This is a genomic window from Mesorhizobium sp. P3_A2, from assembly GCF_056403115.1.
Genome location: NZ_JBFUGC010000014.1, coordinates 86,123 through 111,560, shown reverse-complemented (window position 1 = coordinate 111,560; position 25,438 = coordinate 86,123). Strand labels below are relative to the sequence as shown.

Sequence of the window (25,438 nt, the reverse complement as noted above, 5' to 3'; positions counted from 1 at the left end):
GTCATGCGGCGTGGCGTAACCGAGCTGGAAGTCTGAGCGACCGGAAGCCTTCAGGCATCTGATGTTCTGCATCCCAGGTGTAGATGCCGGTCAGATTGATGTGTTCCCAGCTCAGCGGCGATACGTGCTTGAGCAGGTGATCCGGAATCTCGCGATGCATTTTGCGCAAGTGGGTGACGGCCCGTTCGATATAGACCGTGTTCCAGTGTACGATCGCGCTGACGACGAGGTTGAGGCCGGATGCGCGGAACGCCTGGCTTTCGAACGATCGGTCACGGATCTCACCACGCTCGTGGAAGAAGACAGCCCGCTTCAGCTTATGCGCGGCCTCGCCCTTGTTGAGGCCGGCTTGGCACCTTCGCCGTAGTACTGGGCTTGAGTACCATTCGATCATGAAGAGCGAGCGCTCGATTCGACCGAGTTCCCGTAGCGCCCTTGCGAGCTGGCTTTCCTTCGGAGATGCGGACAGCTTCTTCAGGATCGTAGACGGCACCACGGATCGCGTCGTGATCGACGCCGCCAGATGGAGCAGATCATCCCAGTGCTCAAGGACTAAGGTGGTGTTGATGGGCGCCCCGATGTGGTTCGACAGCGCCGGATATGCATCACTTTTCTGGAACGTGTGGAATTTCCGGTCTTTAAGATTGCGCAGTCGCGGTGCGAAGCGTTTGCCGATCAGAGCGAATAGCCCAAAGACGTGATCGCTCGCGCCGCCGGTGTCCGTGAAGTGCTCTTGGATGTCGAGGATTGTGTCCTGGTCGAATAGCCCATCGAGCACATAGGCGGCCTCGCTTTCGGTCGGACTGATGGGCAGAATGCTGAAGTAGCCATACTGATCGGAAAGATGGCTGTAAAATTTCGATCCGGGTTCGCTGCCATAGTGCAGATTGACGTCACCGCGCTTTGCGGCACGGTCGCTCGCGCGGAAGAATTGGCCATCGGACGATGATGTTGTTCCGTTGCCCCACAGTCGAGAATGCGGATGTCTGGTGTGTGCATCGGTGATACATGCTTGCGCCGCCCGATAGGTCTCGGACCGCGCGTGGAAGGTGCGCATCCAGCCGATCTGGTGCGCGCTGATGCCCTTGGACGCGCTCGCCATTCGCTTCGGACCGAGGTTGGTCGCATCGGCCAGCACGCCGGCCAGCATGGCCGAGACATTTCTTGGGACGTCGCCGGTGCGAACATGCGTGAAGAAATCCGCAAAGCCGGTCCATTCATGCACTTCCCTCAGCAGGTCGGGAACCTCGACCAACGGATACATGTCGCTGATCTCGGCGTTCAGTTCCTCGGCCGCCGCCGGAACCTCGCCAGCCGTTGGCGTCACGATCAACGTCCCGGCCTCAAGACGAACACCTTCGAGCTTTCCGGACCGGGCTCTGTGCGCAAGGCGCTTCAGGTTGAAGTCAAGCATGTGACGGGCATCGGCAAGCCACTGCGCGCCGTCACCTTGAACGCCCAGTCCAAGGCGATCCTCCTCCTTCATGGTAGTGAATGTTGACCGCGGCATCAGGTGCTCGTCGATCGGCCGGAAGGATCGGCTGCCATCGACCCAAATGTCCGCAGATCTAAGCCGGTCGCGCAAAGCCGCCAGCGTGGCGATCTCGTAAAGTCGGCGATCTGGTCTTCCCTGGTCGAAGACGAGCCTCCGATCAGTTTTGCTGAGGTGAGTGACCGGGACGCGATCCGGAAGTGTCCGCCGCTTCTCGGTGTAGAGCCGTTTCAGCAGCGAAATTGCCGCAAGAAGCGGATCGTGGCGGCGCGCTGAGCGGAACGTGAACGCCTTCAGGAACGCACCGGCATATTTGTTGACGGTCGCATATTGCTCTGCCGCCAAGGTCAAGGGCGACGCCTCGTTGTCTTCGACCATCGACTCAAGCTCAGGCTTGATCCGGAGCAGCCGGTGCCACCCAACCTCTTGGTCGAGAACCTCCAATGCGTTCCGGTCATGGTCGTTCGCGGATTGCAGAGCAGTGATGGTCTGGAGGAACATGCGCAGCGCCTTGGCGGTATCCGGCCTGCAGTCCATGTGCCGTTGCTTCTTTCGGTTGTTGGCTTGCGAGAACAGCCGACCCATAAGCTTGATGAACATCGACACTGCATCGTCCGTGAGCTTCTGGCCGAGCTTGATGACCTGAGCGACGATCAGAGCGTGCCGACGACTGGCATTGAAGTCGCAGGCCAGCCAGGCCGGCGTGGCGGTGCCCTCGCGGATCATCTGGTCCCATCGTCCCGACGAAATGCGCACCTGCAAATTCGGATCGATCTCCAATCTACGCAGGAAGGCAATACGTTCGGTCAGTGCGACCAGGTTCGAAGCACCAGGCGCATCCGGCGCCGATCGCAGCCAATGAAAGCGCGTCTGGCCGATGGCCGGGTCAACCTCCAACAGCCTGTCCAATGATGTAAGCCGATCGGGCGGGATACCTTCGACAAGTTCCTTCTCAGCCCGTCGGCGAGCTATCGCGCGACCACCGAGACCTATCTTCTCGATGGAATGCAACGACGGAAGGAGCGCATTTCGTTTCCGGAATTCGGCAATGACTGCTGTCGCGATCGGCAGTCCGTGATCGCCATTGGCCGCCGCGTCGATTGCAGCCACAAGGGCGGCGCGACGATCGTCTCTGGAGGCAGTCCGCAGACAGAGGTACGCCATCAACGATCGGCTATGATCGAAACGCGTCTGTACTCGATGTGCATATAAGGCGTAGAGGCGCGCGTCGATACCAAGCTGATCCGCAAGATAGTTGATCACAGCCGCGGGTGGCTGCTCGTTGTCCCACAAGATCCGCCCCGTTTGGCGCATTGTGCAGAGTTGAACGGCGAAGCCCAGTTTGTTCTGCGGTCGCCGGCGAAGTTCGCATTCCAACCGATCTGCCGGGTCCAGTGTAAAGTGACGGATCAGGCTGTCCTCGTCCGTCTTCGCTATGCCCAGGAGTATCGCCGCTTCCGTTGAACTGACAAGCTTTCTTCTACCCACTCGCGTTCTCCCTCGGAACACCAAATTCCAAGGGGAAGTGGTTCGCCATCGGCCGGAGGCTTTCAACCGGCCCGGTGGCTTCATCTACAGATCAATGCGCATGTTCGCGCTTCGTTCGGTCTTAGCGTGTCTGCGGGAACAGTTCTTGTTCCGACCCCGAATAGGCAGCTGGCATCGCGGCCAGAGGCCCCTCCCCTAAGGACGCCGGCACTTCGCCAGGAGATGCACGGCGCTGCGTACTTGATGGCGCCCTGTCTTTTCTCAAATCGGGCGTTGAGCGAAGGCGGCTTCGATATGCTCGACCATGGCTTCAGCGGCCTTCTCGAGTTCGGCCAGGTCATCCTTGCTTATCGAACGCTCCTGGCCTTCATGGTCGTAGCCGTAGCGATGGACGCAGTCATGACGAACCGGCAAAAAGGCCATCAGCGTCGCCTTGGCTAGTTTGTTGGGGAAGATAGTGAAGCCCAAAGCGCCCCGGTAGTAATTATCTATTTTCACAAAGTTATGGTAGGGCAGCTCACGCAGGCGTGTGAGCACCCAGTCGCGGTATGCGGCAGGATTGGCCGCCAGTTCGGTGACCGGGATCTTTTCGCCGCTCCATTCCTTGTTGTTCTTCACCAATGCCGACATTGCCGCCGTTTCATCCATGACGACTTTGATCAACCGATCGCTGAGATAAGCCTCCATTGCGGAGAAATATTGAACAAAGAGCATTCTGTTCAACGCCCGGATCGGGCTTTCCAGCCCGCTCGCGATGTAGTCGATGTCATAGGTCGCAAACTTGAAAATCGTCGCGGGATCACGGATCAACTCCTGCTTGTGATCGGCGGTGGCCTTCGCGAAATCTTGCAGCAGCTCATCGGCAGGTTTTTCAATAGCGCCCATGAGGATGACATATGCTCCAAATACCTGTGGACGCAAGTCATCTAAGCCTTAGTACTCAATCCGCATTGTTAACAAGCGTACGCAGTAATCAAGAAATATTTGACGCGATCGTAGGAAGGCGAGTGGCAAACAGGGCGGCGGCTAAGTAATTTCCCTTATGACCGGTTTGCCGTCAAGGCATGCTATATGCTTCACAGCTGACTTCGGCCGAAATGCCTGGCGGTCTATGATCGTGCGGTGTTGTCCCGGCTCATTCATGCTCCGCAATCGCTCAGTGTCTCGGCTCGCAAAGCATAGCGCTAAAACAGAAGTCGCCACACAGTTTGAACCGCTCTTGATGGAATACATTCTGCCAGTGGTCTGACTGGCGATCGTTTCACGATTAATCACCTGGTGATGGCTTGGGAACTGTCGCTATGGTCGAGATCCAGGGACAACGGCTCAAGATATTTCGTCTTCCATGACCTCGGTCACCGACCCTTCTTCTTCTTCGTCGCGATTTTCTCTGCCCGCCAATCCTGTCAGAATATCTCCCGCCAGCAGTTTCTCCTTTGAAAGCAAGCCGGCGTCCTCGAGCGCCTCGAAATCCGGCAGCTGGCGCAGCGTGTCGAGCCCGAACTGCGACAGGAACGTTTTCGTCGTCACATAGGTGTAGGGCGCCCCCGGCTGCGGGCTGCGCGGCCCCGAGGCGATGAGGTCCTGCCCGCGCAGCACGCCGATCAGGTCGCGTGACACCTCCTTGCCGAAGAAGGACGACAACTCGCCACGGGTGATCGGCTGGAAATAGGCGATACACATGAGGACAAGAGCCTCCGACTGCGACAGCTCGTTTTCGCCCTGGCCGCCTTGCTGGCCGAAGGCGGCGCGGATGGCGTCGCCAAAAATTTTCTTGGTCCGGTGCTGCCAGCCGCCGGCGACCGCAACCAGCTCGTAGGGGCGACCGGTGAGTTCGGCGCGGATGTCGTCGATGACCAGCTCGAGATTGCAGCTTCTGCCAACGACCCGCGCCAGCGTCTCGCGCGGCACCGGTTCGCTGGCCGCAAAGATCACCGCTTCGACCCGGCCCATCCATTCGCGCCAGCGCAGTTCCGCCGGCAGATGTTCGAGCTCGGTGTCGAGCAATGCCGGCTGATCGCTTGGCTCGCGGCGGGCGGAGGCTTCGCTCATCGCTAGAGCCCGAACAGTCGGAACGAGGCGCGGCCGGTGAGCTCGCGCACGGCCTCGAGCCTTTGCAGCCGCTCGAACAGGCGCCGCGATGCAAAGCGCGAAAGATTCTTCGTCGTCAGCGATCCGGAGACGGCGTCTTCACTGAGCAGCAGAAAGATTACGTCGCCGGCGCCTTTGGCGCGCAGTTTTGGCGCCACCGACAGGAGTTTTTCGGCGCGCCGCGACAGCTCGGCGGCCAACCGACAGGCATCCGCGGCGGCCACGACGAGCGCGACGCAAACCGCCCGCTCAAAATTCTTGTCCCCGGGCCGGATGCGCCGGCCACCGCCGGCCTCGGTGCGGAAGGATGGTCCAAAAACTTGCGCCATTAGGAGCGGCAGGGGCTGCGGCCAGCCCAGGCGTTGCGCCAGTACTAGGTCGGCAAGCCACCAGCCAAAGAGCTCGGCATCGGGACGCATGGCGACGACCTCAGCGGCGATCACCGCGGCGTCGAACGGCGCCGACCGCTGGGATACCGCGAGATTTTCGATCTGCATGCAAAGGTCGGCAAGCGCGTCACCGTCCCAATGGAGGCCAAGCTGGTCGAGTACCTTCTCGAGCCGGTAGGGCGTAACGGCGGGTGGCTGCCCGGCCAACTGCCGCCAGGCGCCAAAGATAGCGCCGGCGGGACCGGGATCAGCACCTGGGGGACGCAAATGCCAGGCATCGCGCAAGGCGGCCGCGTCCTCGGCGCGGCCGGCGAGCCGCATGCTGGCGGCGGCGCAGCGAAGCGCCAGCCGCTGCCGCCAGGCGCCGGCCCAGCCGGGCTGCCCGCGGACGAGCGTGTCGAGCGAAGCCAACGCGGCGCCCGCCTGGAAGGCGGCGTCGGCAACGTCAGACGTGCTGCCGGCGACGACGGCCCAGGCCGGCACGGTCGGCGGCGCGGGGCTGGCGGTCGCAAGATCGAGGCGAATCATGATTTGGAGGGTAAAGCTGCTGTGCGCTTTGTGCCATCCCTTTCGCAGCAAAACGCACAGCTTGTCGGAACACTACAACGAACGATAATGTTGCATTATCGTTCGTTTTGCTCTCTATATCAGAAATGGCCATTTTCAGCGCGCAGAAGCCCAAAAATCGCGTTGCGCGACCCTCCGGACCGTCTCACAGCATAGGACTGGCCGACAATGTTTCGACCGCGCGAACGTGGGCCGATCTGGAGGCACAGGCGGAGGACGACCTGCCCGACATTATCGACGTCGTGCTGGCGATGGGGAAGGTGCCGGAAGAGCCGCCGGCGGAACCCCTGGCGCCCTCCCCTCCCCTTCCGGTCGTCTTGAACCCGCGCTTGACGCCCCATCTCCACGCGCTGGCCGATCGCGCCCGCGACTATGTCGAAGCCGCGAGCTCCGCCAACACCCGCCGCGCCTACGCCTCGGACTGGAAGCAATTTGCGAGCTGGTGCCGTCGGCAAGGCGTCGAGATGTCTCCGCCCGATCCACAGGTGGTCGGGCTCTACATCACCGCCTGCGCCTCGGGAAAGGCGACCGGCGACAAGAAGCCTAATTCCGTGTCGACGATCGAGCGCCGGCTGTCCTCGCTGACGTGGAATTATGCGCAACGCGGCCAGCCGCTCGACAGGAAGGACCGCCATATTGCGACCGTCATGGCCGGCATTCGCAACACCCACGCCTCCCCACCCCGGCAGAAGGAAGCGGTGTTGCCCGAGGAGCTGATCGCCATGTTGGAAACGCTCGACCGCGGAACCCTGCGCGGCTTGCGGGACCGCGCCATGCTGCTGCTAGGCTTTGCCGGCGGGCTGCGCCGCTCCGAGGTCGTCGGCCTGGATTGCGGCCGCGACCAGACCGAAGATGGCCGCGGCTGGGTCGAGGTTCTCGACAAGGGTTTGCTGGTCCGCCTGCGTGGCAAGACCGGCTGGCGCGAGGTCGAAGTCGGCCGCGGCTCGTCCGACGCCACCTGCCCGGTCGTGACGCTGGAGACCTGGCTCAAGCTCGCGCGCATCGCGCACGGACCGCTGTTCCGAAGGGTGACAGGCCAAGGCAAAAAAGTCGGCGCCGAGCGGCTCAACGATCAGGAGGTCGCCCGCCTCGTCAAGCGGACCGCACTGGCGGCCGGCGTGCGTGGCGATCTGCCGGAAGGCGAACGTGGGAAGATCTTTGCCGGACATTCGCTGCGCGCTGGCCTCGCCTCCTCGGCCGAAGTCGATGAGCGCTATGTGCAAAAGCAGCTCGGCCATGTCTCGGCCGAAATGACTCGCCGCTATCAGCGCAGACGCGATCGCTTCCGTGTCAATCTCACCAAGGCGAGCGGACTATAGGCCGCGCGCCCCTCCCCGCCCTTCGGATGCCGAGAAGTGCGTTATTGCCAGGATAGTTGGTCCTTCGGCAACCGGCCGCTTGGGTCGAATACGGTTACCTTGTGCGGGAGATCCGGACCCCAGTCCCAAAGCACCAGGTTACGATCCTCCATCTCGGCGCTCGGCGCGAAACTTGGGACCACGATGCCGGCAATATTTCGAGGCCGCAACCGGTCGTAGACGGACCAGGACACCGGGCGCGCTCCGTCGCTAAGAGCCGTCGCCCAGGCGCAGGCCATGTCCTCGAGCGCGATAGAAAATTCTCCCCTCGCCTCTTCAGTTGTCAGATCCGCGATGTCGTCGCAGTCGATCTCATAGGAACACAGCACGCAAGGATCGATCCGATGCGCGAACCCCTGGTTGGCTTCCTTGACCGCTGTCATGATGGTCAGCGCCAAATAGAGCGCCGGCACGCCTTTGGGATTAAATCGCGCACCTCTGATCGCCGCCCCCTCGCCGGAAGTCGGCTTGAATGCCCAACGTGGATCGTGTGCTCGGTAGCAGGTTCCAACGAACCTCAAGCGAAACCACCAACGGCCATGTGATCGAGATAATCACGGACCGCAGCGGCCTTGCCTTCCTTCACCAGCGCTTCAGCAGTGCGTCCGCCAAATGCTGGAAGCGGCTGAGCTCGATACCAAGCCATCGCCTGCTCCTTGCCGCCCGCCCAATCCGTCACGCGACTGATGATCTCAAGCATTTCCCTCAGACGCCCCTGTGTCTTAACCGTAGCGCTGCGCTCTGAGCGATAAAGGGTCTCGCGAGCAAGACCGGCGGTCTGGGCCAACTGGCCCTTGGACATGCCAAAACCGTCCGCGACCTGCTCGATCGCAATCTTCCCGTTCTGATCCATATAGGACAAGATGAGAGGTCCATTCTGCTTGGGGATTTTAAGTGCGTGGGCCACAGAATTCATCCTACCATACTGAGAGTCATATTTCTCGTGCAAAAGATATGGCAGTTCTCGACAGCTTTCAAGCTCAGGGACCGAACCAATTTAAGCTGTTGCCACCGCGCGAGCACGCACGCGGATCAAGCCGACCGTGCGCGCGATCATGTCGAGGCAGCGAGTTCGGCAAACACCCGTCGCGCCTATGCCGCCGACTGGAAGCTCATTTTGAGCCCGGTGCCGGCGGCAGTCGTTTGATCCGCAGCCGCCAAACCCACAAATCGTCGGCCCTATATCACGGCCCAGGCCTCGGGATCGGCAAGGGACACAAGTCGGTGTCGACCATCGAGCGCTGCCTGTCGCCGCTGACCTGGAACTATACGCAACGCGGTCGACCACTCGACCGGAAGGACCGGCATATCGCGAACGTGCTCGCCGGCATCCGTAACAAACACGCCCCCTTCCAGTCAAAGGGAAGCCATCCTGCGCGACGATCTTCTCGCCATGCTGGAGACGCTCGAACGCGGCACACTGCGCAGTCTGCGCGACCGCGTCATGCTGCTTTTGGGCTTCGCCGCTGGCTTGCGCCGATCCGAAATCGTCGGCCTCGATGTTGCGCGCGATCAAACCGACGACGGTCGCCGCTGGATTGAATTCTTTCCAGACAAAGGCGTGCTTGCGAGGCCAGACCGGCTGGCGCGAGGTCGAAATTGGTCGCGGCTTTTCCGACGCCACCTGCCGGTCGTCGCCCTGCAGACTGGCTGAGGCTGGCCCGAATTGCGCATGGCCCATTGTTCCGCCGTGTTACTGGTCAGGGTAAAATGGTCGGCGCCGAACGGCTCAACGATCAGGAGGTGGCCCGGTTGGTCAATCGCACTGCCTTGGCCGCCGGCGTGCGCGGCGATCTCTCTGAAGGCGAGCGGGCACAGAAGTTTTCCGGGCACTGGCTGCGCGCAGGTCTCGCGTCCTCCGCCGAGGTTGGTGAACGCTATGAGCAGAAGCAGCTTGGCCACGCCTCTGCCGAGATGACACGCAAGTATCAGCGCGTGACCGTTTTCGCCTCAATCTAACTAAGGATTGTAGGGTCCGGTTCGCCTCCAGCCGCAGGTGACTCTGGAAGCGCCAACCCACCCGAGAGCCACATGCCCAACCATAGAGTTGATAGGTGTCTAGGTTTTTGGTGCCGTGCAAGCCTCTAACTTCAAGAGCTGTTCCCAGCTGGGAACTCAAGGTACGGGCGGACGAGTTGTACGAGAAGTTTGGTTCTCGATACGTCCTCAGGATCCTTCGCCAACACTTGGACTGGACCCAGAGGGAAGTTGCCTAGCGACTGCAGCGGCCTCTTGCTTGCCTCATCGTCGACGCACCGGAGGAGGGTGCAGGACGCCCACGTGCCAAACGGTGTCGATTGCTGGCAAATCGCATGTGACGGCTGGCGACAAATCCTAGCCATTGAATTGCCATTCGCGGGAACCGCTCGGCCCGGAAAGGATGCCTCGTTGCAGGAAGGGGGCCGTGGGGCGTCCTACTGGCCAGCCTGTCGGGCGATTCCGAAGCGACATCGGAAGCGGCGTGGCATGACCGCATCACAACATAACCGATCGCTTGCCGCCGCGAACAACTGCACGAGCTCCGCCCCTGCCGTCACAACGGGAATTTCGCGGCCGCGCAAATGTGGGGGTCTTTCCTGGCGCCGAAAGCTGCCTGCACTGTTGTAGGACGCTCGCCGCCGTACGCGGGAAGCTAGGGGCCAACCGGAACACCGACGTCGGCTGCAACTTTGAGGTACAGGAAGCCAGCGATCACGAAAAGTTCCCAGCTGGGAACTGCCTTGTGTCCATTTGCCCGAAAACTCCGAATCGGGCATAAGCCCAGTAACGGAAAAACCGCGTAATTCGAAAAGTTGGCGTAGTTGGCGTGGCGTTAACGGCTTGTTAACCACAGTCGCTATCATTGTGGCTGGGTGCAAGAGGAGAATCTGGGTGACGCGGCATCTAAGTAGCCTTCAATTCATGAATACCTTTTCGACGAAACTCGAGAAGGCACTCAACAATCTTTCGCTGGCTCAGTATCCTCCTGACGCGGTTCGTACGATGCGCAAATTCACTTCGACCGAAGTGGCGGCATTGCTGGGGGTGACCGAAGCTTACATACGACAGGTTTCCTTAAAAGGGCAGGGACCCGAGCCAGAAACAACAACCACCGGAAAGCGCCTATATTCCGTGGGGCAGGTGCTTGAGCTTCGGATGCATCTGGCGGAAAAGGCGCGAAAGAAGTGGATCAATCCTCGTCGCGTTGATGGCGAAGAGTGCCAGATCATTGCGATCACCAACTTCAAAGGCGGATCGTCCAAGACAGCGACCACTATTCACTTGGGTCACTGGCTGGCACTTCGCGGGTATCGCGTTCTCGCAGTCGACATGGATCCCCAGGCCTCGTTAACCAGTCTGCAAGGAGCATTACCCGGATTTGACTACCGAGAAGGTGACACCCTTTACTCGGCGATCCGGTTTGACGATCCGGTGCCAACAGAAAAAATTGTGCATCAGACACATATCATCGGATTCGACGTCATCTGCGCCGGTCTTGAGCTGACAGAATTCGAAACCGCCGTTACCCTTGAGATGCGCAAGAGCGGTGGAACGAGTTTCCTTCTTCGAGTGTCACAGGCTCTAGAACAGATCGTTGATCGCTACGACATCGTTCTTCTCGACTGCGCGCCGTCGCTCAATTTCCTGACGCTTTCCTCGCTCACGGCCGCTACCGGGGTCCTCATCCCAGTTCCGGCTCACATGCTCGATGTCGATTCCACAGGCAAGTTTTTGGAGCTGGCCGCGTCTTATATGCAAATCCTGGATGAGGCTGGTGCAGGTGCGCGTTGGGATTTCGCCAAATTCCTCATCACCAAATTTGAGGCGAACGACCACCCTCAAGCCAACATGCAGGCCCTAATGCGTCAAGTTTTTGGCGAGGATCTACTTCTGAATTCAGTCTCCAAATCAACTGCGGTTGCCGACGCTCTCACTTGGAAGCAGAGCCTCTACGAAGTGCAACGATCGAGGTTCTCGGCACCTAAAACTTATGATCGTGCAATCGAATCGATCAATGCCGCGAACGCGGAAATAGAAAGCCTCATCACAATGGCATGGAGGCGTGAACAGTGAGCCGCAAAGATTCTAAGGGCATGTTTGCTGCTGTTTTGGGGCAACTTGGGGAGGAGAATTCGGAGGAGGGCCTCAGCCGTCGCACGTCATCCCCACACCTGATGAAGGTAGCGGCTGGTGTTCGCCAAATGCAAGAGCGTAGCGATATCGCCGACAAGTTATTGAAGTCAGGCGAACAGATCATTGAACTCGATCCCGACAAAATACGGCCGTCATCTATCACCGATCGATATGATGACGCATATGAGATTTCCGCCATTGCTGAAATCACAGAATCCATGCGGGAGCGCGGTCAAATTGTGCCTGGATTGGTTCGGCCAGTACAAGGCAAGGATGGCGAGTTTCAAATCGTCTATGGTCGCAGAAGACTAGCGGCAGCTAAGCAGCTTGGGATCGGATTCAAAGCGGCCGTCCGCGAGTTAACTGATGAACAAGCAGTCATTTTCCAAGGGGAAGAAAACACCGCTCGAGAGGATCTTTCATACATCGAAAAATGCGCTTTTGCGCTTGCGCAACAGGAAGCAGGATACAAACGGGATACCATCTGCGCTTCGTTGTCGACCGGAAAATCGCACGTCTCCGAGATGATCAAAATTGCGTCCTCGGTCAACAAGGAGATACTGCAATCGATTGGCAAAGCCCCCGGAATTGGTCGAGGAAGATGGCAGGAATTCTCAAACCGCTATTCCGTCAACGGCTCACTCGCGAAAGCCTTCGATCTTACTCACAAAAACAAATTCCGCGAGGCAACGTCCGATGACAGATTCATCATGCTTCTTGAGACGCTGCCGTCGGGTACCAATGCGATTAAAGAACCTGCGGCTCCGGCCAAGCCACCAAAGCCCATGATTGCTATGAAATCCTGGGCTGCTCCAGACAAAACGGTCAGCGTCAGCCTCAAAGACAACGGAAAAACTACCATGATTGCCGTGGGAGAGGCCGAAGGATCGCGTTTCGCAGCGTTTATCGCCGGACAACTGGACGACCTGTTTGAGGCCTTTCGGAAGTCCACCACGAAACAAGGAGTCTGAAACCGCAAAAGAAAAAGGCCCCCGAACGGCAAGCCGTGGAAGCCTCTCTCTGAACTAAGCACTCCGAGAATCGCATCTCCACGAATCACTGTCAAGAGTCATTGGCGTCGTTTTGGCGAGCAGATTTCTTTTGCCTAATCGAGGGTGAAAGAAAATGGAGACGGGTATTGCAACGACGCCCTTTGGGCGGCGGCCGATGTCGCTTGCCATGTTGGCAGCGCAAAGCGAGTCACGTGAGATTCCCAAGGGCAGGGTCGTCGACAAGTGGCAGATCTACCGCAACCTCTGCGAAGGCAAGAGCATCGTCGGCATCGGCGATCGTGCCCTGGCCGTCCTGAATGCGTTGCTGTCGTTCTATCCTGAGAGTGAGTTGAATGAGGAAAACGACCTCATCGTCTTTCCCTCGAACGCTCAGCTGTCCCTCCGGGCACACGGGATGCCTGATGCCACGCTCAGGCGGCACCTTGCGGCTCTTGTGGACTGCGGGCTGATCATCCGTCGGGACAGCCCGAACGGCAAGCGTTACGCCCGCAAGGGCAGAGGAGGGGAGATCGAGGAAGCATTCGGCTTCTCCTTGGCGCCGCTGCTGGCCCGGGTTTACGAGTTCGAGGCAGCAGCCGAGCGTGTTCGCGCCGACAACAGGGCGCTCAGGCTTATGCGGGAGCGGATCACCTTGCACCGCCGCGACATCCACAAGCTGATAGAGGCGGCCCTTGACGAAGACGTCCCTGGCGACTGGGGAGGCCTGTGGAAGCGCTTCCGCGGCGTTGTGGAGGCGATTCCGCGCCGAGCCTGCATTGCCGAGCTCAAGCTGATCGTCGCGGATCTTGCGGCACTACACGAGGACGTGACCAAGCTGCTGGACAATCATATGAAATCCACGAATCCGGGCGGCAATGACTCTCAAAACGAGCGGCAGCAATCTGATTCAAATACCGACTCTACTTTTGAATTTGAACCTGCTTTAGAGAAAAGCGGGGCGACGGCCGAGCCAAGGACGAAGATCGCAGAGCCCCCGAAAGCCTATCCGCTGGGGCTGGTGCTAAAAGCCTGCCCGGAAATTGCGGACTATGCCGTCGACGGAATTAGCAACTGGCGCGATCTCATGATTACCGCCGCCCAGGTGCGGGGTTACCTTGGCGTCTCGCCATCTGCGTATGAGGAGGCCTGCCATGCGATGGGCCAGGAAACCGCTGCGATCGTGATTGCCTGTATCCTGCAACGTGCTCAGCACATCAATTCCGCCGGCGGCTATCTGCGCGTGCTAACTGACAAGGCCAGGGCGGGGGCGTTTTCGGTCGGGCCTATGCTGATGGCGGCGCTCAAGGCGAACGGCGCCACAGCAAGGATGACGGGATGACGATCGCCAATCCCACTGCCGGTTCCAACCTAATATGGCTTCCGCGGGATCGAGAAGCTCGCGGCGCCTTTGTTGGTTGGACAGTGTGCAGGCGATCAAATTTCACGGAACGGGAGAGGAATTCATTTGCGCCGAACCGACGTCGCACCATGCGGCAAGAAACGGCGCCAGTGCCTTCGTCACGCCGACACGAGCGACAGTGGCGCATGCGCAACCACCCGCCGGCCGATCGAAGCAGGCCTTGCAATTATTCGATTTGCTGCGAATAGCTCGAAGGTCTTGGATTTCAAAAACGGAATGGCCTAACCGCCTGCCCAATTTGCAATGGTACAAAGGAAACGCGTATGGCGACTGGAACGGTGAAGTGGTTCAACAGCACCAAGGGATTTGGATTTATTCAGCCCGACAACGGCGGTCAGGATGTTTTCGTCCACATTTCCGCTGTCGAACGCGCGGGCCTCTCGACTCTGAATGAAGGTCAGAAGATCAACTATGAGATCGAACAGGACCGTCGCACTGGCAAGTCCTCTGCCGGCAGCCTCAGTAAAGCCGGCTAAATTTTCTCCTGCGTCCCGGCAAGAGGGGAATGAACGCGAGATAGGCGGAGTTTGGTCTTCCGCCTTTCCTTTCACATTCTGAGCAGATCCTGCCGATAGCAGCCGCGCGCTCCCGCACGGCCCTCGAGAGATAAAGTCAGGCTGCGACCTTCTTGCGGGTCCGCTTCGCCGGCGCCGGCTTTTCCGGCTCTTTCGGTTTGCGGCCGAGCCCCATGGTCTTGGCCAACGCCGAGCGCGTAGCGGCGTAATCCGGCGCGACCATTGGATAATTCGCCGGCAGGCCCCATTTGGCGCGGTACTCGTCCGGCGTCAGCCCGTAGTGGGTCGACAGATGGCGTTTTAGCGATTTGAATTTCTTCCCATCCTCAAGGCAGATGATGTAGTCCGCCATCACCGACTTCTTGATCGGGACCGCAGGCTTGAGATCCTCCGGCTCCGCTGCGGAGACGGTTCCGGCTGTGCCTTTCAAAGCCGAGTGTACTTGGCCGATCAGGGCGGGGAGATCGCCCACCGGGACTGGATTGTTCGAGACATAGGCTGAGATGACCTCGGCGGTAAGCTCAATGAGGGTGTCGAGATTGTGATCGGCTTCTTCTGTCATGAAACTCTCCGGGTGGCTTGAAAGACAGCAGGCGAAGTTCTGCTACATAGGGGCGGCTGCCGCTGAAAGCAATAAATGTCTCGGCAGCTTAGTATCACTATAAGCCAATTCTAATACCCGGTGGCACAGTAATCGTCGGCTGCTAGGCGCCGGGCCGATGTCTAGCCGTGCCGTCTTGAGCGTTTGTAGTTCGGAAAACAACATGACGAAATTCCGCGCTACACGAAAATACGGCCAGGTGAATGAAACCTGGTGTTCCTCGTTCGTCAATGACGTAGGCCCAACGGGCCCGGTCTATTCCTGGTGTCTTCTTCGGATGACCGTTTTTTGCGAGCCGACTGGCCTGTCGCCGGAGCTTGGTCCGAGAATGAAGTCAAAAACGGGTTGGGGCTGACCGAGCACTGTCGCCTGCAAGGCTGCCGGGGTCCTTGCCGCGTCTTCAGCGCGGTCGGCGAGCGCTGCGGGTGACATGCCGAGCGCACGCTCGAAGCTATGATCGGCCGTGTTCATCAGCCGACGAAGGACCGCCCCGGCGCGTCCGGCATGACGTATCGCTGCCGCCTGCTTCCCCTCGCGGATCTTCACGCCGGCTGCCGATAACAGGATCAATCCCTTGAAGAGCGTCCGAAGCGGAGCGCCTCGGCCTGCAACTTGCCACAGCCCTTCCCATGCCTCATGGGCTTCCCAGTAATAGCCGTGGTTGAAGAGGTCGAGACCCCAGAGGAATATGCCTGAATCCAGCGACGCCTTTGCCGCCAACGGCATGGCTTCGCTGTTGTAGCTATGTCCCGCGGGATCGCGCACCGGATGCGGTTGCCTGCCCGGCAGATACGCATAGGACGGGAAGCTCTTTTCCGGCAGCCAGCGCCGGCGCAACATCGAACCAATAGCCATGAAAGCCGTATAGCACACCCGTGGGAGGTCCCAACCTCCACTGCGTGTAAGGTAGGCAGCGGAAAAGTGCAGTGATAGGCTTAGACACATTGTACGAGACTTGCCCCAAGGCGACATTCTCGAAATTGAGCTAGCCAAATCCCACGCCACCAGACATTAACCAAACAGCGTTCATGATCACCGCATGGATGCTAGCGATCAAGTTTAGCAGTCGGGATGCAGCCGAATCGTTCGGCTGAGGAAATATGTCCGAGCGAGGCTGTCGCTGCGGGGTTTGGGGGAGTGATGACCGGCTCGAGCAGATTTGAACGGCCAGTCGTTGTTCAGGTCAGCCGCCACAGCCCGGAGCGTCTCGTGATCGATATCAATGACGCGTCCAATATTTTGCTGCGACATCTCGATCGTCAGACTGAGAAGCGCAAAACAGCGATGGACGCCTGTCTGCGCGTATTGCGTGGAGAGGCTCATCCAACAGCCGCTCGGCGTGCTTTCGTCTCTGCCGCGCTCGAAGCAAAGATTCTGCGTGGCGATTGAGGCTATGACGGCGCTGATGAATCTCGTCCATCTCGGCATCGCCGTCGGAGAACCATGCTTTATCTGCGGGGTACCCGGTCCTGACCAACTGGTAATGTCGGCATCTCACTGTCGGCCGTCCGCCAGATCCAGCAGTCGAACTCCGGTCGGGACGTGACCAATTCCCTCAGCGTTTCCTCATATACGCCATCGGCCGAAGGGGGAACTACGTAAAGTCCGACCGGCCGTGGCTGTATCTGCAGTATCGCAGCCGCAGTCGGCTTGTCCGTCGGCAGATTGTAGCGCAGCCCTTTCACGCTTCGCTCCCTCATTCTGGCGAGGGCGTCGACCAGCTTCTTTTCATAGGCGGACTCGTAAGGGACCCAGTTCTCCGCCACCACCATGAGTGCTATTTCCTCGATCACCGCCAGCCCAGCCGGCGTCAGTCCGAACGTCGCAATCGCTATTAAGTGGGATGCATCATCCGCACCCCAGAGTGCCATCTCGTTTTCAAAACGGATTTCAAGTCGACGATGAAGGCTCTCGTCCAGCAGGAACACGAAGCCCGGCATGTGCTTGACGATCAACTTGTGGCCGCTCCGAGCCGGGCCGAACTCCTTGACCTCACCGACAAGGATCATCAGCTTTCTGGGACCGCTCTTCGGGGGCCGCGCGGAAGCAAGCGCTTCCGCGCGCCGCTGCTCGATCGCGGCCTTGTCGGCGGACCGGAACGGCTCGGGCACGAACAGGATTTCGCTAAGCACTCCGCCCTTGACCGTCATCTGACGCGCGGCCTCGACGAGGTGCCAACGAATATTCCACCAATGACGCTTGCCAGCCCATCGCGAGGTCCAGACTGTCAGTTCCGCTTCGTGCCAGAGATAATGAAGCAGGCCGCGAAGGGATAGTTTCTTGGTGTCCCCGACCACGCTGGCCGAACTTATGGCGCCAGCTGCCGGCGCAAATCGCGCGCCGACCTTCGACAGGCGAAAGTCTAGCTTCAGTGCGGCCGTGCCGCTCTCGGGGTCGACCTGGATTGCGCTGCCCGTCAGCACGCCGAGGCCGGACAGTTCGTCAGGCGGCTCGTAAGAGGAACAGGAAGGATCATGGCCGCCCCCCGACAACGGCATCCGCTTGACGATGTATTGATCGCCAACCTGCGCAATATACATCGTGGGGCAGGGCTCCTGGCACAGGCAAATCGGTCGCAGCTTTCTGCGATATGCATCGGCCAACACATCCTGAAGACCCGGCGCCGCCTCCTCGATCACCTGGTCAGCAAGTCTGAAACGTCGCATGCCTCCATTGCTCCGGGCGCCGCCGCATCCCCACGCCCATTGAGTCATGGTTTTGCCATCGAAGCAAGCGGGCATGTTTTACTACAAAGCAGGCCGCATCTCTCGCCGAAACCGGGCCGCGAGGTTCGCTGAACACCTGCCCTGGGCCTGGAGCTGGTCTTCACCTTTGGGCGTGCGCGTGGCCACTGCCGCATCGGCAGGCGCTTCGATAGGCGACGGTGCGGCCAGTAGAGGAAAAGGGCGGGCGCGGGCTGAGGTTGGCGGATGAAGTTCCGGGAGAGAGGCTCCCGGCGTCCGCCGCGGAGCAAACCCATGACACAGATGGAAATTCAGGCACCGGCGCGGAACGCGCGCGCAGGCTACAAGGTGGACGTCAGCCGCGGCCAGCGCGTCGGCCGCGTGTCGTCGGAGTGGTTCAACCGGCCGGCCGACGAACGGTACCTGTCGCTCACCGACCTCCGGAACTCGGTGAGAGCACGATCGCAGCGCAGCCGTACGCGCATTGTCGAAAGCGAACGGATCCGCGTCGAAGCCAGCCGCGACGATGCGGAACGCCTCCTGCTTATGCTGCCCGATGCCGAGGCACCGGTTGCGCCCACGCATTGGAGTTTTGGCCAGCTAGCCAGCCTGGTCGGCGCACCAGCTGCTTACCTGCGCCAGCTCCCGGCCCCGCTCGCCGCCATCAATCTCCAGTACGGGCTGACCTCGCAGCGAGCAGAGCAGGTAAAGACGCTCGAAATCCAGAACGGTCGCCTCGAGTTGCGAGCGGTGACCGGTCCCGACTACGGCAGGATTTTCGACCATGAGCTGGTCGAGGCCGTGCAGAAGATTGCCGGCAATGGCACCGGCGACACGCGCTGGAAAGTGCCGGGCGTACTCGACTGGTCGACGGGAATCTACAACCCCAATGTAGACATCTCGAAGTACACGACGACACTTTATGCATCAGACCGCGACGTCTTCGTCTTTCTGGTTGACGACCTCAACCCGATCGAGGCCGGAAAGCTGCCGAACGGCGATCCGGATCTTTTCTTCCGCGGCTTCTACTGCTGGAACTCTGAAGTCGGCGCCAGGACACTGGGAATCGCCAGCTTCTATCTTCGTGCGGTATGCCAGAACCGCAATCTTTGGGGCGTGGAAAATTTTGAGGAGATCACCATCCGGCATTCAAAATATGCGGCGTCCCGCTTCGCCGCCGAGGCGGAACCGGCGCTGATCCAGTTCGCCGAATCCTCGCCCATGCCTTTCGTCAACGGCATCAAGGCCGCGCGGGAGCGGATCGTCGCCCGCGACGATGAAGACCGCGAGAGCTTCCTGCGCAAGCGCGCCTTCTCGAAGGCGGAGACTACCAAAATCATCGATGCCGTGTTGGCAGAGGAAGGCCGGCCGCCGGAGTCGATCTTCGATTTTGTGCAGGGCATCACAAGGGTCGCGCGTGACAAGCCGCACCAGGATGTCCGCTTGGAGATGGAAGGCAAGGCCAAGAAACTTCTCGATTTCGCCGGTTGAGTATCCAATTCCGGCCTCCTCCGCTTATCTCGGGCGTCGTCCTCGAGCACAAGGACGGCGCCTTCGCTATTCGATTTCGGGTTGAGACACTCCAATTGCCGGCACATCCAGCCCCTCAATCTCCTGCATTACTTTTCCGGCGATGCCCTGCAAGTCGCCGTACATGCCGACGGTCGACTCGATCACCCCTTGGATCTGCGCCTCGCGCTTGGCCCACAGGCGTGTTGTGGCTTTGCGTTCTTTGGCGAGGTCCTCCTGCATATCCGAGAACTTTTCCACGATCGCCTCCACCCGGTGGCGGAACCGGGGACCTGTCAGGTAGCCATAGACTTGCTCCATCTTCGTAGCCTGGCCGTCCTGGGCCAGGCGGGAGTTGGCCAGCTCGATCAGGGATTGCCGGAGCAAGATGGCGATCGGAATCGCACATTTGGGCTGGGCGACATAGACTCCTTCCACAAGATCGAAACTTTCCACGCCGGGAGGCAACGCTTCCGAGACCATCAGCGCGATATCCGCTCTCGCGGCTCGTTGATCTCCTCTGAGCTTACCTAGCCAACCCTGGCTCCAGTTCTTGGTGCGTTTCGATTCCCACAAGATGGCGCCGCAGGGCTGGCCGGCCGGTCCGACCACGCGGTGCAAGACATCTCCGCCGAACTCGCCCTTGGCAACCGGTTCGATGATGTCCATCGGGAAGCGGCTGGCAATGAGGGACTCCAACTCGAGTTCAAGGACCTCGCCCTGTAGCTGCTGAGAGCCCTGTTCCGCGCGGCGCTTCAGCTCCTCGATCTGACGCTGCATACCGGCGATCTGTTCCTCTTTTTCTGCCACCTTCATTTTGAGGCCATCTTCGGCTTCGGACCTCGCTTTGATGCGAACGGCGTCCAGTCCTTCCTGGATCTTTCTTTCGATGGTCAGCGCCATCTCGCGCTTCTCATCATCGAGCGCACGTTGCTGTTTCAGGAATTCCGCTTGTTGCAGCTGAGCCTCGGCGAGTTTCTCGTCCCGCGCCTTGAGCGTCGCCTCTATCTCGGCAAGCTTCCTGTCCCGGTCTTCAAGATCGACCGAGAGCAGCAGCTTGGCCTTGCGGGCCTCCTCAGCCGCGATAGCCACGCGCTCAAGCTTGATTTTTGCTGCGACCTGGTTGTCGATATCCGACTGGGCGGCTTCAATTGCGACTTGCTTGCGTTGAAGCTCTTCCTCTCGGGACGCGATGGAAGCGTTGCTCTGCGCCAAACGCCGCTCATAGTCCTCACGGGTGGCGGCAATCAGCGGAGCCGCGAGCGATTCGTTTAGCTTGATGTCCGCCTTGCAGCTTGGGCAGCTGATTGTCGGTTCATTGAGAATCCTGGGCTGGACTGTCATTCGCGGTGACTCGCAGAGGAAGCTGGATGAAAGGGGAGCCAGATTATATCTTAGTGACTGCTTTTGGAAAGAACAAAGAGCGAACGTAGGGAGTTATCCCCCGCGCAAAGGCCGGCGAAAGTTCGCTTCACTTTTGCAGATTGCTGGAAAGAAGCACGCGGCGACCGAGGCCAGGAATTTAGCTGTATTGGGAGCCAGCCGGCACACCTGAAGGGTGCCAGGCCGGATTACGCCGATAAGTTGGGGGCACTAGGCAAGCTCGAAAGTACCGAAATCTGCAAAATTGAAGTCATAGATCCGCTGCGCTGTCCATAGCGCGCATGACCCGATTGCCGCAGTTGCCTGCGCTGGCGCCGGCGCCAGAGGCAAAGGGGGGAGGGGAGGTTTCCTGACGGGCTTGGAGGTCCAGGGAGAGGCCCCGGGCCGCCCGTCACGGAGAACCTGACCATGGCAAAGGCCATTCAGAAGATCGCTATGAACCCATCGGAAAACATTCCCTACGACAAGCTGGTGCTGTCGCAGAAGAATGTCCGGCGGGTGAAGGACGGCGTGTCCATCGAACAACTCGCCGAAGATATTGGGCGGCGCATGCTGCTTCAAAGCCTGAACGTCCGTCCCGTCCTTGGCGAAGACGGGGAGGAGACCGGGACGTTCGAGGTGCCCGCCGGCGGTCGTCGCTATCTAGCGCTCGGCATGCTCATCAAACAGAAGCGGCTGGCAAAGAACGAGCCGATACCGTGCATCGTCAATCGAAGCACGGCGACATCGGCTGAAGAGGACTCTCTGGCCGAGAATTTCCACCGCGCGGATCTCCATCCTCTCGACCAGTTCCGGGCGTTCAAGACACTGAGCGACCAGGGACTCGATCACGAAGAAATCGCCGCCCGCTTCTTCGTGTCGGCGGCGACCGTCAAGCAGCGACTGAAGCTCGCCTCGGTCTCGCCAAAACTGCTCGATCTCTATGAGAAGGATGAAATCCGGCTCGAGCAGATCATGGCGTTCTCGATTTCCGACGACCATGCCCGCCAGGAGCAGGTCTGGGAGCGCATCAATAACGACCAGCATATGCAGGAGCCCTACTACATCAGGCGCCTCCTGACCGAGACCACCGTGCGGGCCGACGATCGCCGCGCGGTCTATGTCGGTGCCGAAGCCTATGAGAATGCCGGCGGCGTCATCCTCCGCGACCTGTTCGAGCAGGATTCCGGCGGCTGGTTTCAAGATGCCGCTCTTCTTGAGCAACTGGTCTTCGAAAAGCTGAAAGTGGATGCCGAAGCCGTTCGCGGTGACGGCTGGAGATGGGTCGATGCGGCGATCAGCTTCCCATACGGCCACACCTCCGGCATGCGGCGCGTTTATGCCGAGCCGGCGGAGCTGAGCGCCGAGGAAATCGCTCGCTACGACGCGGTGAAGGCCGAGTATGATGCGCTGGATGCGAAGTATGCCGAAATGGAGGACGCCGACCAGGAGATCGAGGACAAGCTCGATCAGCTCGGCGCCGAACTCGACGCGTTCAGCGATCGCCCCCAGGTCTATGACCCGGCGCAAAAGGCCATCGCCGGGGCGTTTGTCGCGCTCGGCGCCAACGGCCAGCTGCAGATCGAAGCCGGCTTTGTCCGCCCCGAGGACGAACCACGGGTCGAGACGGGCGATGATGAAGCCGAGGGCGGGGATCGCGACCCGTCGCAGTCCGAAGATGACGGCGCCAATCACGTCGTCGTCAACGGCCGCTCCGTGAACGACGCATCCGACACGGCCGAAGAGCCCGAGGACGAAGGGATCAAGCCGCTGCCCGATCGCCTCGTCTTCGATCTCACCGCGCAGAAGACGCTTGCGCTGCGCAACGCGCTCGCAACTGACGTCGACATTGCCTTCGTCACGGTTCTCCACTCGTTCGTGCTGCAGGTGTTCTACCGGTTCGCCAAGGACAGCTGCCTCGAGATCAACATGGTGAGCAACAGTTTTGGCCAGGTCCAGGGTCTCGCCGAGACCCCCTGGGCAAAGGAGATCGCCGAGCGTCACGAGGCCTGGGACAGGGATATGCCGGACAGCAGCAATCTCTGGGAGTTCCTGCTCGGTCTCGACGAAGCAAGTCGCAAGGCGCTGTTCGCACACTGCGCGTCGCTCTCGCTCAACGCCGTCGTCGAGCCGTGGAACAGGCGGCCAGGCGCGCTTGCCCATGCCGATGCACTCGCTGCCACGCTTCAGTTCGACATGGTGGAGGCTGGCTGGTCGCCCACGGTGGACAACTATCTCGGCCGCGTCACCAAGGCCCGGATCGTTCAAGCCGTGCGCGAGGGACGCGGCGAGGATTCCGCACAGCTGATCGACCACATGAAGAAGGACTTGATGGCACGCGAGGCTGCTCGCCTTCTCGAAGGATCGAGCTGGCTGCCTGAGCCGCTGCGCCTCGATGTCGACGACGCGGTTGCTGAAGCCGCCGACGCCGTCAACGACGAACTGACGGATGAGACGTCACTCGACGGCAATGCCGCCGAGCTTCCGGCCTTCCTCGCCGACGATACCGGTACGCCCTCCGATGAACCGGTGACCGTGGCCGGCGAGGAGTCCGATCACCTCCAGGCCGCCGAGTAATCGGCCTCCCACTCACCACTGGGCCCGGCATCTCCGCCGGGCCCTTTTTGTTTCCGCCATGGAAAAAAACGCATGTCCGCACATATCGTCTACGATTCCGCCCCGTTGGGGAGCGTCATCCGCTATTCGGACGGTGCCCCGAAACCGCCGACCCGCTTCAGAAAGAAGCTGTCTGCCTGGGAGAGCCGCAACGGCACAGGCCGACTCGTCAAGAAGGAGCCGCCACGGTCGCGGGCGACGTATAGCTCTCCAGCCTGCTCCACCTTGCATGACGGCGATTTCGGCGAGGGCGGCATCATCGTTATCTCGGTCCGGCGCACCTGGTCGGTCGAGAGCAGCCTGCGTTTCGAGATCGTCGAGCGTCCGTCGATCGGAATGGTGCGTGTCCTGCAGGACCTGGGCGACAGCCCGGAACTCCTGCATCTCGCCAGGGATCACGAGGCCGCCGAACGCTGGCTCGCCAGCAATTCGTACAGCCGGGCCTATCTCGAGGAGGTCTCGGCCGACGAAGTCGGCGCCGACGTCATCGAGGGTCGGGCGGCCGCCTGACTTCCTCACCGCATAAACCAACCGATGACAGGCCCGGGCACGCGCAGCGATCGCCGGGCCTGTTCCGTTCTATGGAGATCAACATGTTCGACTGGAACCGAAGCTGCTCCTACGACGAGCAGCAGAAAAGACGTTTTCATACGAGGGCGCGCTCACGGCTGAAACAGCTTGTCGCCGAACTTGCCTTGCCGCCGGGTAGCTTTGACCTGCGCTCGAATAGGGCGGGCATCGCCGTATCCGGTGAAATCACCCTGCATCATGACCGCGCCTATATCCAGGTCTGCCAGTTCGGGCTGTCGTCGGGGCACGGTATTCTGATCCGCACCTGCAAGGGCCGCAAGGACTATACCGGCGGGGCCAACCACTTCGTCGCGCTCGGCATGCTCGACGACATCCCGGCGCTCGCCGCAGCGGTCCGCGCCATTACGGGCGTCGGACACGATGCCGCGCCTCCCGCGGATCGCCGCGCCGCCTGAACTGCCCACCGATCCCGTCACCCGCCAACAGTCACCCGCTGCAGCGCTGCTGTGGCGGGCGACCGGCTATTTCCGGAGAGCAGCCATGTCCACCCATCCCCTGTTCCGAAAGGTGTTCGACGGCGTCGCAACGCGCGAGCAGATGTTCCGGCTCTTCAGCCGGCACAAAGACATCCCGGGTATAGATCCAGTTTCCGGCACGCCCTACGCCGGCGAGTATTTCGAGATTGCCGCCGAGCAATACCACTTCATGCTCGCGCTCCTGCCGCCGCTGTTCCAGCGAACCGGCATGTTCGGCATCTCCGAATACAAGGCTGGCTACGTGACCAGCGTCTTTTTCGCCATCAGGATCCGTGGCCGCGAACGATGGTTCCACGGCTTCTGCGACCTCTCCGACAAACGCAGTCCGGACGCCATGCGCGCGGCGATCATCGCCCACGAGACGGGCGCCGTCGACATCATGACGTGCGAGGAAAAGCTCGACGCGATCTGGTCTGCCACCCATGCCGACTTCAAGGGCATCGCCGGCGAGACACGTGCGGACGCCTGGCCGCCGGAGCATCACGGCAAGCGAACCATCTTGGTCAATGCCGGCAGGCAGGGGGCAGTCCTCAAGCTGCTTGAGGAACTTACCGATGAAGAGATCGGCAAGCTTCTGCCCGTGCCCCATGTCGCCGGGTAAATCATAAGAGGGAAAGCACGAGGAAGGACCCACGGCGGGACTAAGTGTAGCATATGAGGCCCTGCGAGACTCCGGCACTGAGCACCCCGACAGGGTGATCTCGCGTCAGTCGCGCAAGAAAATCCGTCTTGGTAAAATCTAGCCGCGTAGCAGGTAACCCGCGTTTCGCAGGGCGCCGATAAAGAGGCTGACGTGGCCTGTGATGTCGATTGTGGCCTGCGTTGACAATGGCAATTTGGTCCAATTTTCCAGCGGAGCGATGAAGCTTGAGAACCCGTCATTGATGATGCAATGGCGGGTTCCAGAACCCTGCTTGTCCAATGCCAGTATACCCATTTGATCGCTTGAATATTGAATGGCCGCGACGCGCTGGACCGCCGCGTCACCCTCGATCCTGACGTCGAAAAGCAGGATGCCGCGGCTCCTGGCGGCTATTTCGGCCGCTTTCTCACCGAAGCTTAGGGGAAGGGCGGGGACGCTTTCGAGCGCCATCCTGAAAACCAGCGCATCCAACTCATCCGTCGCCATGGGAGAAACTGCTTGCAACGCAGCGGTAAATGCAATTGACGCCCC

General features: G+C 60.3%; 22 protein-coding genes and 1 pseudogene. 12 read left to right on the top strand and 11 right to left on the bottom strand.

All coding sequences use genetic code 11. From position 1 onward, the window contains the following. Window position 1: 1 nt before the first annotated feature. From AC1DXM_RS26935 to AC1DXM_RS26920, 4 genes are all read right to left on the bottom strand, one after another. Window positions 2–2,980, bottom strand: coding sequence for a Tn3 family transposase (locus AC1DXM_RS26935; RefSeq protein ID WP_477237864.1), 2,979 nt, complete (start codon window positions 2,978–2,980; stop codon window positions 2–4). A 261-nt stretch (window positions 2,981–3,241) separates the two neighbouring features. Then, the gene (locus tag AC1DXM_RS26930) at window positions 3,242–3,865 is read right to left on the bottom strand and encodes a hypothetical protein (protein WP_477237862.1); all 624 of its coding nucleotides are present in this window, start codon (window positions 3,863–3,865) and stop codon (window positions 3,242–3,244) included. A 441-nt stretch (window positions 3,866–4,306) separates the two neighbouring features. Then, on the bottom strand, window positions 4,307–5,032 hold the full coding sequence (gene scpB, locus AC1DXM_RS26925; protein WP_477237860.1) for an SMC-Scp complex subunit ScpB: 726 nt from the start codon (window positions 5,030–5,032) through the stop codon (window positions 4,307–4,309). 2 nt (window positions 5,033–5,034) lie between these two features. Beyond that, window positions 5,035–5,988 carry a DUF1403 family protein gene (locus tag AC1DXM_RS26920; protein ID WP_477237858.1) on the bottom strand — a complete coding sequence of 318 codons (954 nt, stop codon included), beginning with the start codon at window positions 5,986–5,988 and terminating at the stop codon, window positions 5,035–5,037. 125 nt (window positions 5,989–6,113) lie between these two features. Between AC1DXM_RS26920 and AC1DXM_RS26915 the strand changes: the two genes are divergently transcribed. After that, window positions 6,114–7,346 (top strand): site-specific integrase, encoded by a 1,233-nt coding sequence (locus AC1DXM_RS26915; protein WP_477237856.1) that lies wholly within the window; start codon window positions 6,114–6,116, stop codon window positions 7,344–7,346. A gap of 41 nt (window positions 7,347–7,387) precedes the next feature. Here AC1DXM_RS26915 and AC1DXM_RS26910 read toward each other — a convergent pair whose 3' ends face one another. Beyond that, the gene (locus AC1DXM_RS26910; protein WP_477237854.1) at window positions 7,388–7,906 is read right to left on the bottom strand and encodes an RES family NAD+ phosphorylase; all 519 of its coding nucleotides are present in this window, start codon (window positions 7,904–7,906) and stop codon (window positions 7,388–7,390) included. Next, window positions 7,903–8,292 carry an MbcA/ParS/Xre antitoxin family protein gene (locus AC1DXM_RS26905; protein WP_477237852.1) on the bottom strand — a complete coding sequence of 130 codons (390 nt, stop codon included), beginning with the start codon at window positions 8,290–8,292 and terminating at the stop codon, window positions 7,903–7,905. The genes AC1DXM_RS26910 and AC1DXM_RS26905 overlap by 4 nt, the downstream gene beginning before the upstream one ends. A gap of 129 nt (window positions 8,293–8,421) precedes the next feature. On the opposite strand from AC1DXM_RS26905, the pseudogene AC1DXM_RS26900 reads away from it, so the two are divergent. The 5 genes and pseudogenes from AC1DXM_RS26900 to AC1DXM_RS26880 form a co-directional block, all read left to right on the top strand. Continuing rightward, window positions 8,422–9,385: pseudogene (locus AC1DXM_RS26900) on the top strand (tyrosine-type recombinase/integrase); the annotation flags it as partial. A gap of 871 nt (window positions 9,386–10,256) precedes the next feature. Further along, window positions 10,257–11,438: a plasmid partitioning protein RepA gene (gene repA / locus AC1DXM_RS26895; RefSeq protein WP_477237850.1), complete on the top strand. Its 1,182-nt coding sequence runs from the start codon at window positions 10,257–10,259 to the stop codon at window positions 11,436–11,438. After that, window positions 11,435–12,469 carry a plasmid partitioning protein RepB gene (gene repB / locus AC1DXM_RS26890; RefSeq protein ID WP_477237848.1) on the top strand — a complete coding sequence of 345 codons (1,035 nt, stop codon included), beginning with the start codon at window positions 11,435–11,437 and terminating at the stop codon, window positions 12,467–12,469. Before repA ends, repB begins: the two co-directional genes overlap by 4 nt. Window positions 12,470–12,623: 154 nt before the next feature. Next, window positions 12,624–13,829 (top strand): plasmid replication protein RepC, encoded by a 1,206-nt coding sequence (gene repC, locus AC1DXM_RS26885; RefSeq protein WP_477237846.1) that lies wholly within the window; start codon window positions 12,624–12,626, stop codon window positions 13,827–13,829. 344 nt (window positions 13,830–14,173) lie between these two features. Beyond that, window positions 14,174–14,386 carry a cold-shock protein gene (locus tag AC1DXM_RS26880; protein ID WP_095777381.1) on the top strand — a complete coding sequence of 71 codons (213 nt, stop codon included), beginning with the start codon at window positions 14,174–14,176 and terminating at the stop codon, window positions 14,384–14,386. Window positions 14,387–14,522: 136 nt separating this feature from the next. On the opposite strand, the gene AC1DXM_RS26875 is transcribed toward AC1DXM_RS26880, so the two are convergent. Together AC1DXM_RS26875 and AC1DXM_RS26870 are read right to left on the bottom strand one after the other, a co-directional pair. Continuing rightward, the gene (locus AC1DXM_RS26875; RefSeq protein WP_477237843.1) at window positions 14,523–14,987 is read right to left on the bottom strand and encodes a Ros/MucR family transcriptional regulator; all 465 of its coding nucleotides are present in this window, start codon (window positions 14,985–14,987) and stop codon (window positions 14,523–14,525) included. Between the two features lie 294 nt (window positions 14,988–15,281). Then, window positions 15,282–15,866, bottom strand: a complete 585-nt coding sequence (locus tag AC1DXM_RS26870; protein WP_477237841.1) for a DUF309 domain-containing protein — start codon at window positions 15,864–15,866, stop codon at window positions 15,282–15,284. Between the two features lie 231 nt (window positions 15,867–16,097). Here AC1DXM_RS26870 and AC1DXM_RS26865 point away from each other — a divergent pair, with 231 nt between their 5' ends. Beyond that, window positions 16,098–16,415, top strand: coding sequence for a DUF982 domain-containing protein (locus AC1DXM_RS26865; RefSeq protein WP_477237839.1), 318 nt, complete (start codon window positions 16,098–16,100; stop codon window positions 16,413–16,415). Window positions 16,416–16,474: 59 nt separating this feature from the next. Here AC1DXM_RS26865 and AC1DXM_RS26860 read toward each other — a convergent pair whose 3' ends face one another. Beyond that, window positions 16,475–17,692: a DUF1173 domain-containing protein gene (locus AC1DXM_RS26860; protein ID WP_477237838.1), complete on the bottom strand. Its 1,218-nt coding sequence runs from the start codon at window positions 17,690–17,692 to the stop codon at window positions 16,475–16,477. A 312-nt stretch (window positions 17,693–18,004) separates the two neighbouring features. Here AC1DXM_RS26860 and AC1DXM_RS26855 point away from each other — a divergent pair, with 312 nt between their 5' ends. Further along, on the top strand, window positions 18,005–19,201 hold the full coding sequence (locus tag AC1DXM_RS26855) for a DUF932 domain-containing protein (protein ID WP_477237966.1): 1,197 nt from the start codon (window positions 18,005–18,007) through the stop codon (window positions 19,199–19,201). Window positions 19,202–19,267: 66 nt separating this feature from the next. Here the strand turns inward: AC1DXM_RS26855 and AC1DXM_RS26850 are convergent, their stop codons facing one another. After that, entirely contained in the window at window positions 19,268–20,563 is a 1,296-nt protein-coding gene (locus tag AC1DXM_RS26850; RefSeq protein WP_477237836.1) for a DUF2130 domain-containing protein, read from the bottom strand. A gap of 447 nt (window positions 20,564–21,010) precedes the next feature. On the opposite strand from AC1DXM_RS26850, the gene AC1DXM_RS26845 reads away from it, so the two are divergent. The 4 genes from AC1DXM_RS26845 (at window position 21,011) to AC1DXM_RS26830 (ending at window position 24,865) form a co-directional block, all read left to right on the top strand. Further along, window positions 21,011–23,158 carry a ParB/RepB/Spo0J family partition protein gene (locus AC1DXM_RS26845; RefSeq protein ID WP_477237834.1) on the top strand — a complete coding sequence of 716 codons (2,148 nt, stop codon included), beginning with the start codon at window positions 21,011–21,013 and terminating at the stop codon, window positions 23,156–23,158. 72 nt (window positions 23,159–23,230) lie between these two features. After that, the gene (locus AC1DXM_RS26840; RefSeq protein ID WP_477237832.1) at window positions 23,231–23,707 is read left to right on the top strand and encodes a hypothetical protein; all 477 of its coding nucleotides are present in this window, start codon (window positions 23,231–23,233) and stop codon (window positions 23,705–23,707) included. A gap of 83 nt (window positions 23,708–23,790) precedes the next feature. Then, window positions 23,791–24,183 (top strand): hypothetical protein, encoded by a 393-nt coding sequence (locus AC1DXM_RS26835; protein WP_477237830.1) that lies wholly within the window; start codon window positions 23,791–23,793, stop codon window positions 24,181–24,183. Between the two features lie 85 nt (window positions 24,184–24,268). After that, the gene (locus tag AC1DXM_RS26830; RefSeq protein ID WP_477237828.1) at window positions 24,269–24,865 is read left to right on the top strand and encodes a DUF1419 domain-containing protein; all 597 of its coding nucleotides are present in this window, start codon (window positions 24,269–24,271) and stop codon (window positions 24,863–24,865) included. 138 nt (window positions 24,866–25,003) lie between these two features. Here the strand turns inward: AC1DXM_RS26830 and AC1DXM_RS26825 are convergent, their stop codons facing one another. Then, complete coding sequence (locus AC1DXM_RS26825; protein ID WP_477237826.1) at window positions 25,004–25,393, bottom strand: hypothetical protein; 390 nt, start codon at window positions 25,391–25,393, stop codon at window positions 25,004–25,006. Window positions 25,394–25,438: the final 45 nt, after the last annotated feature.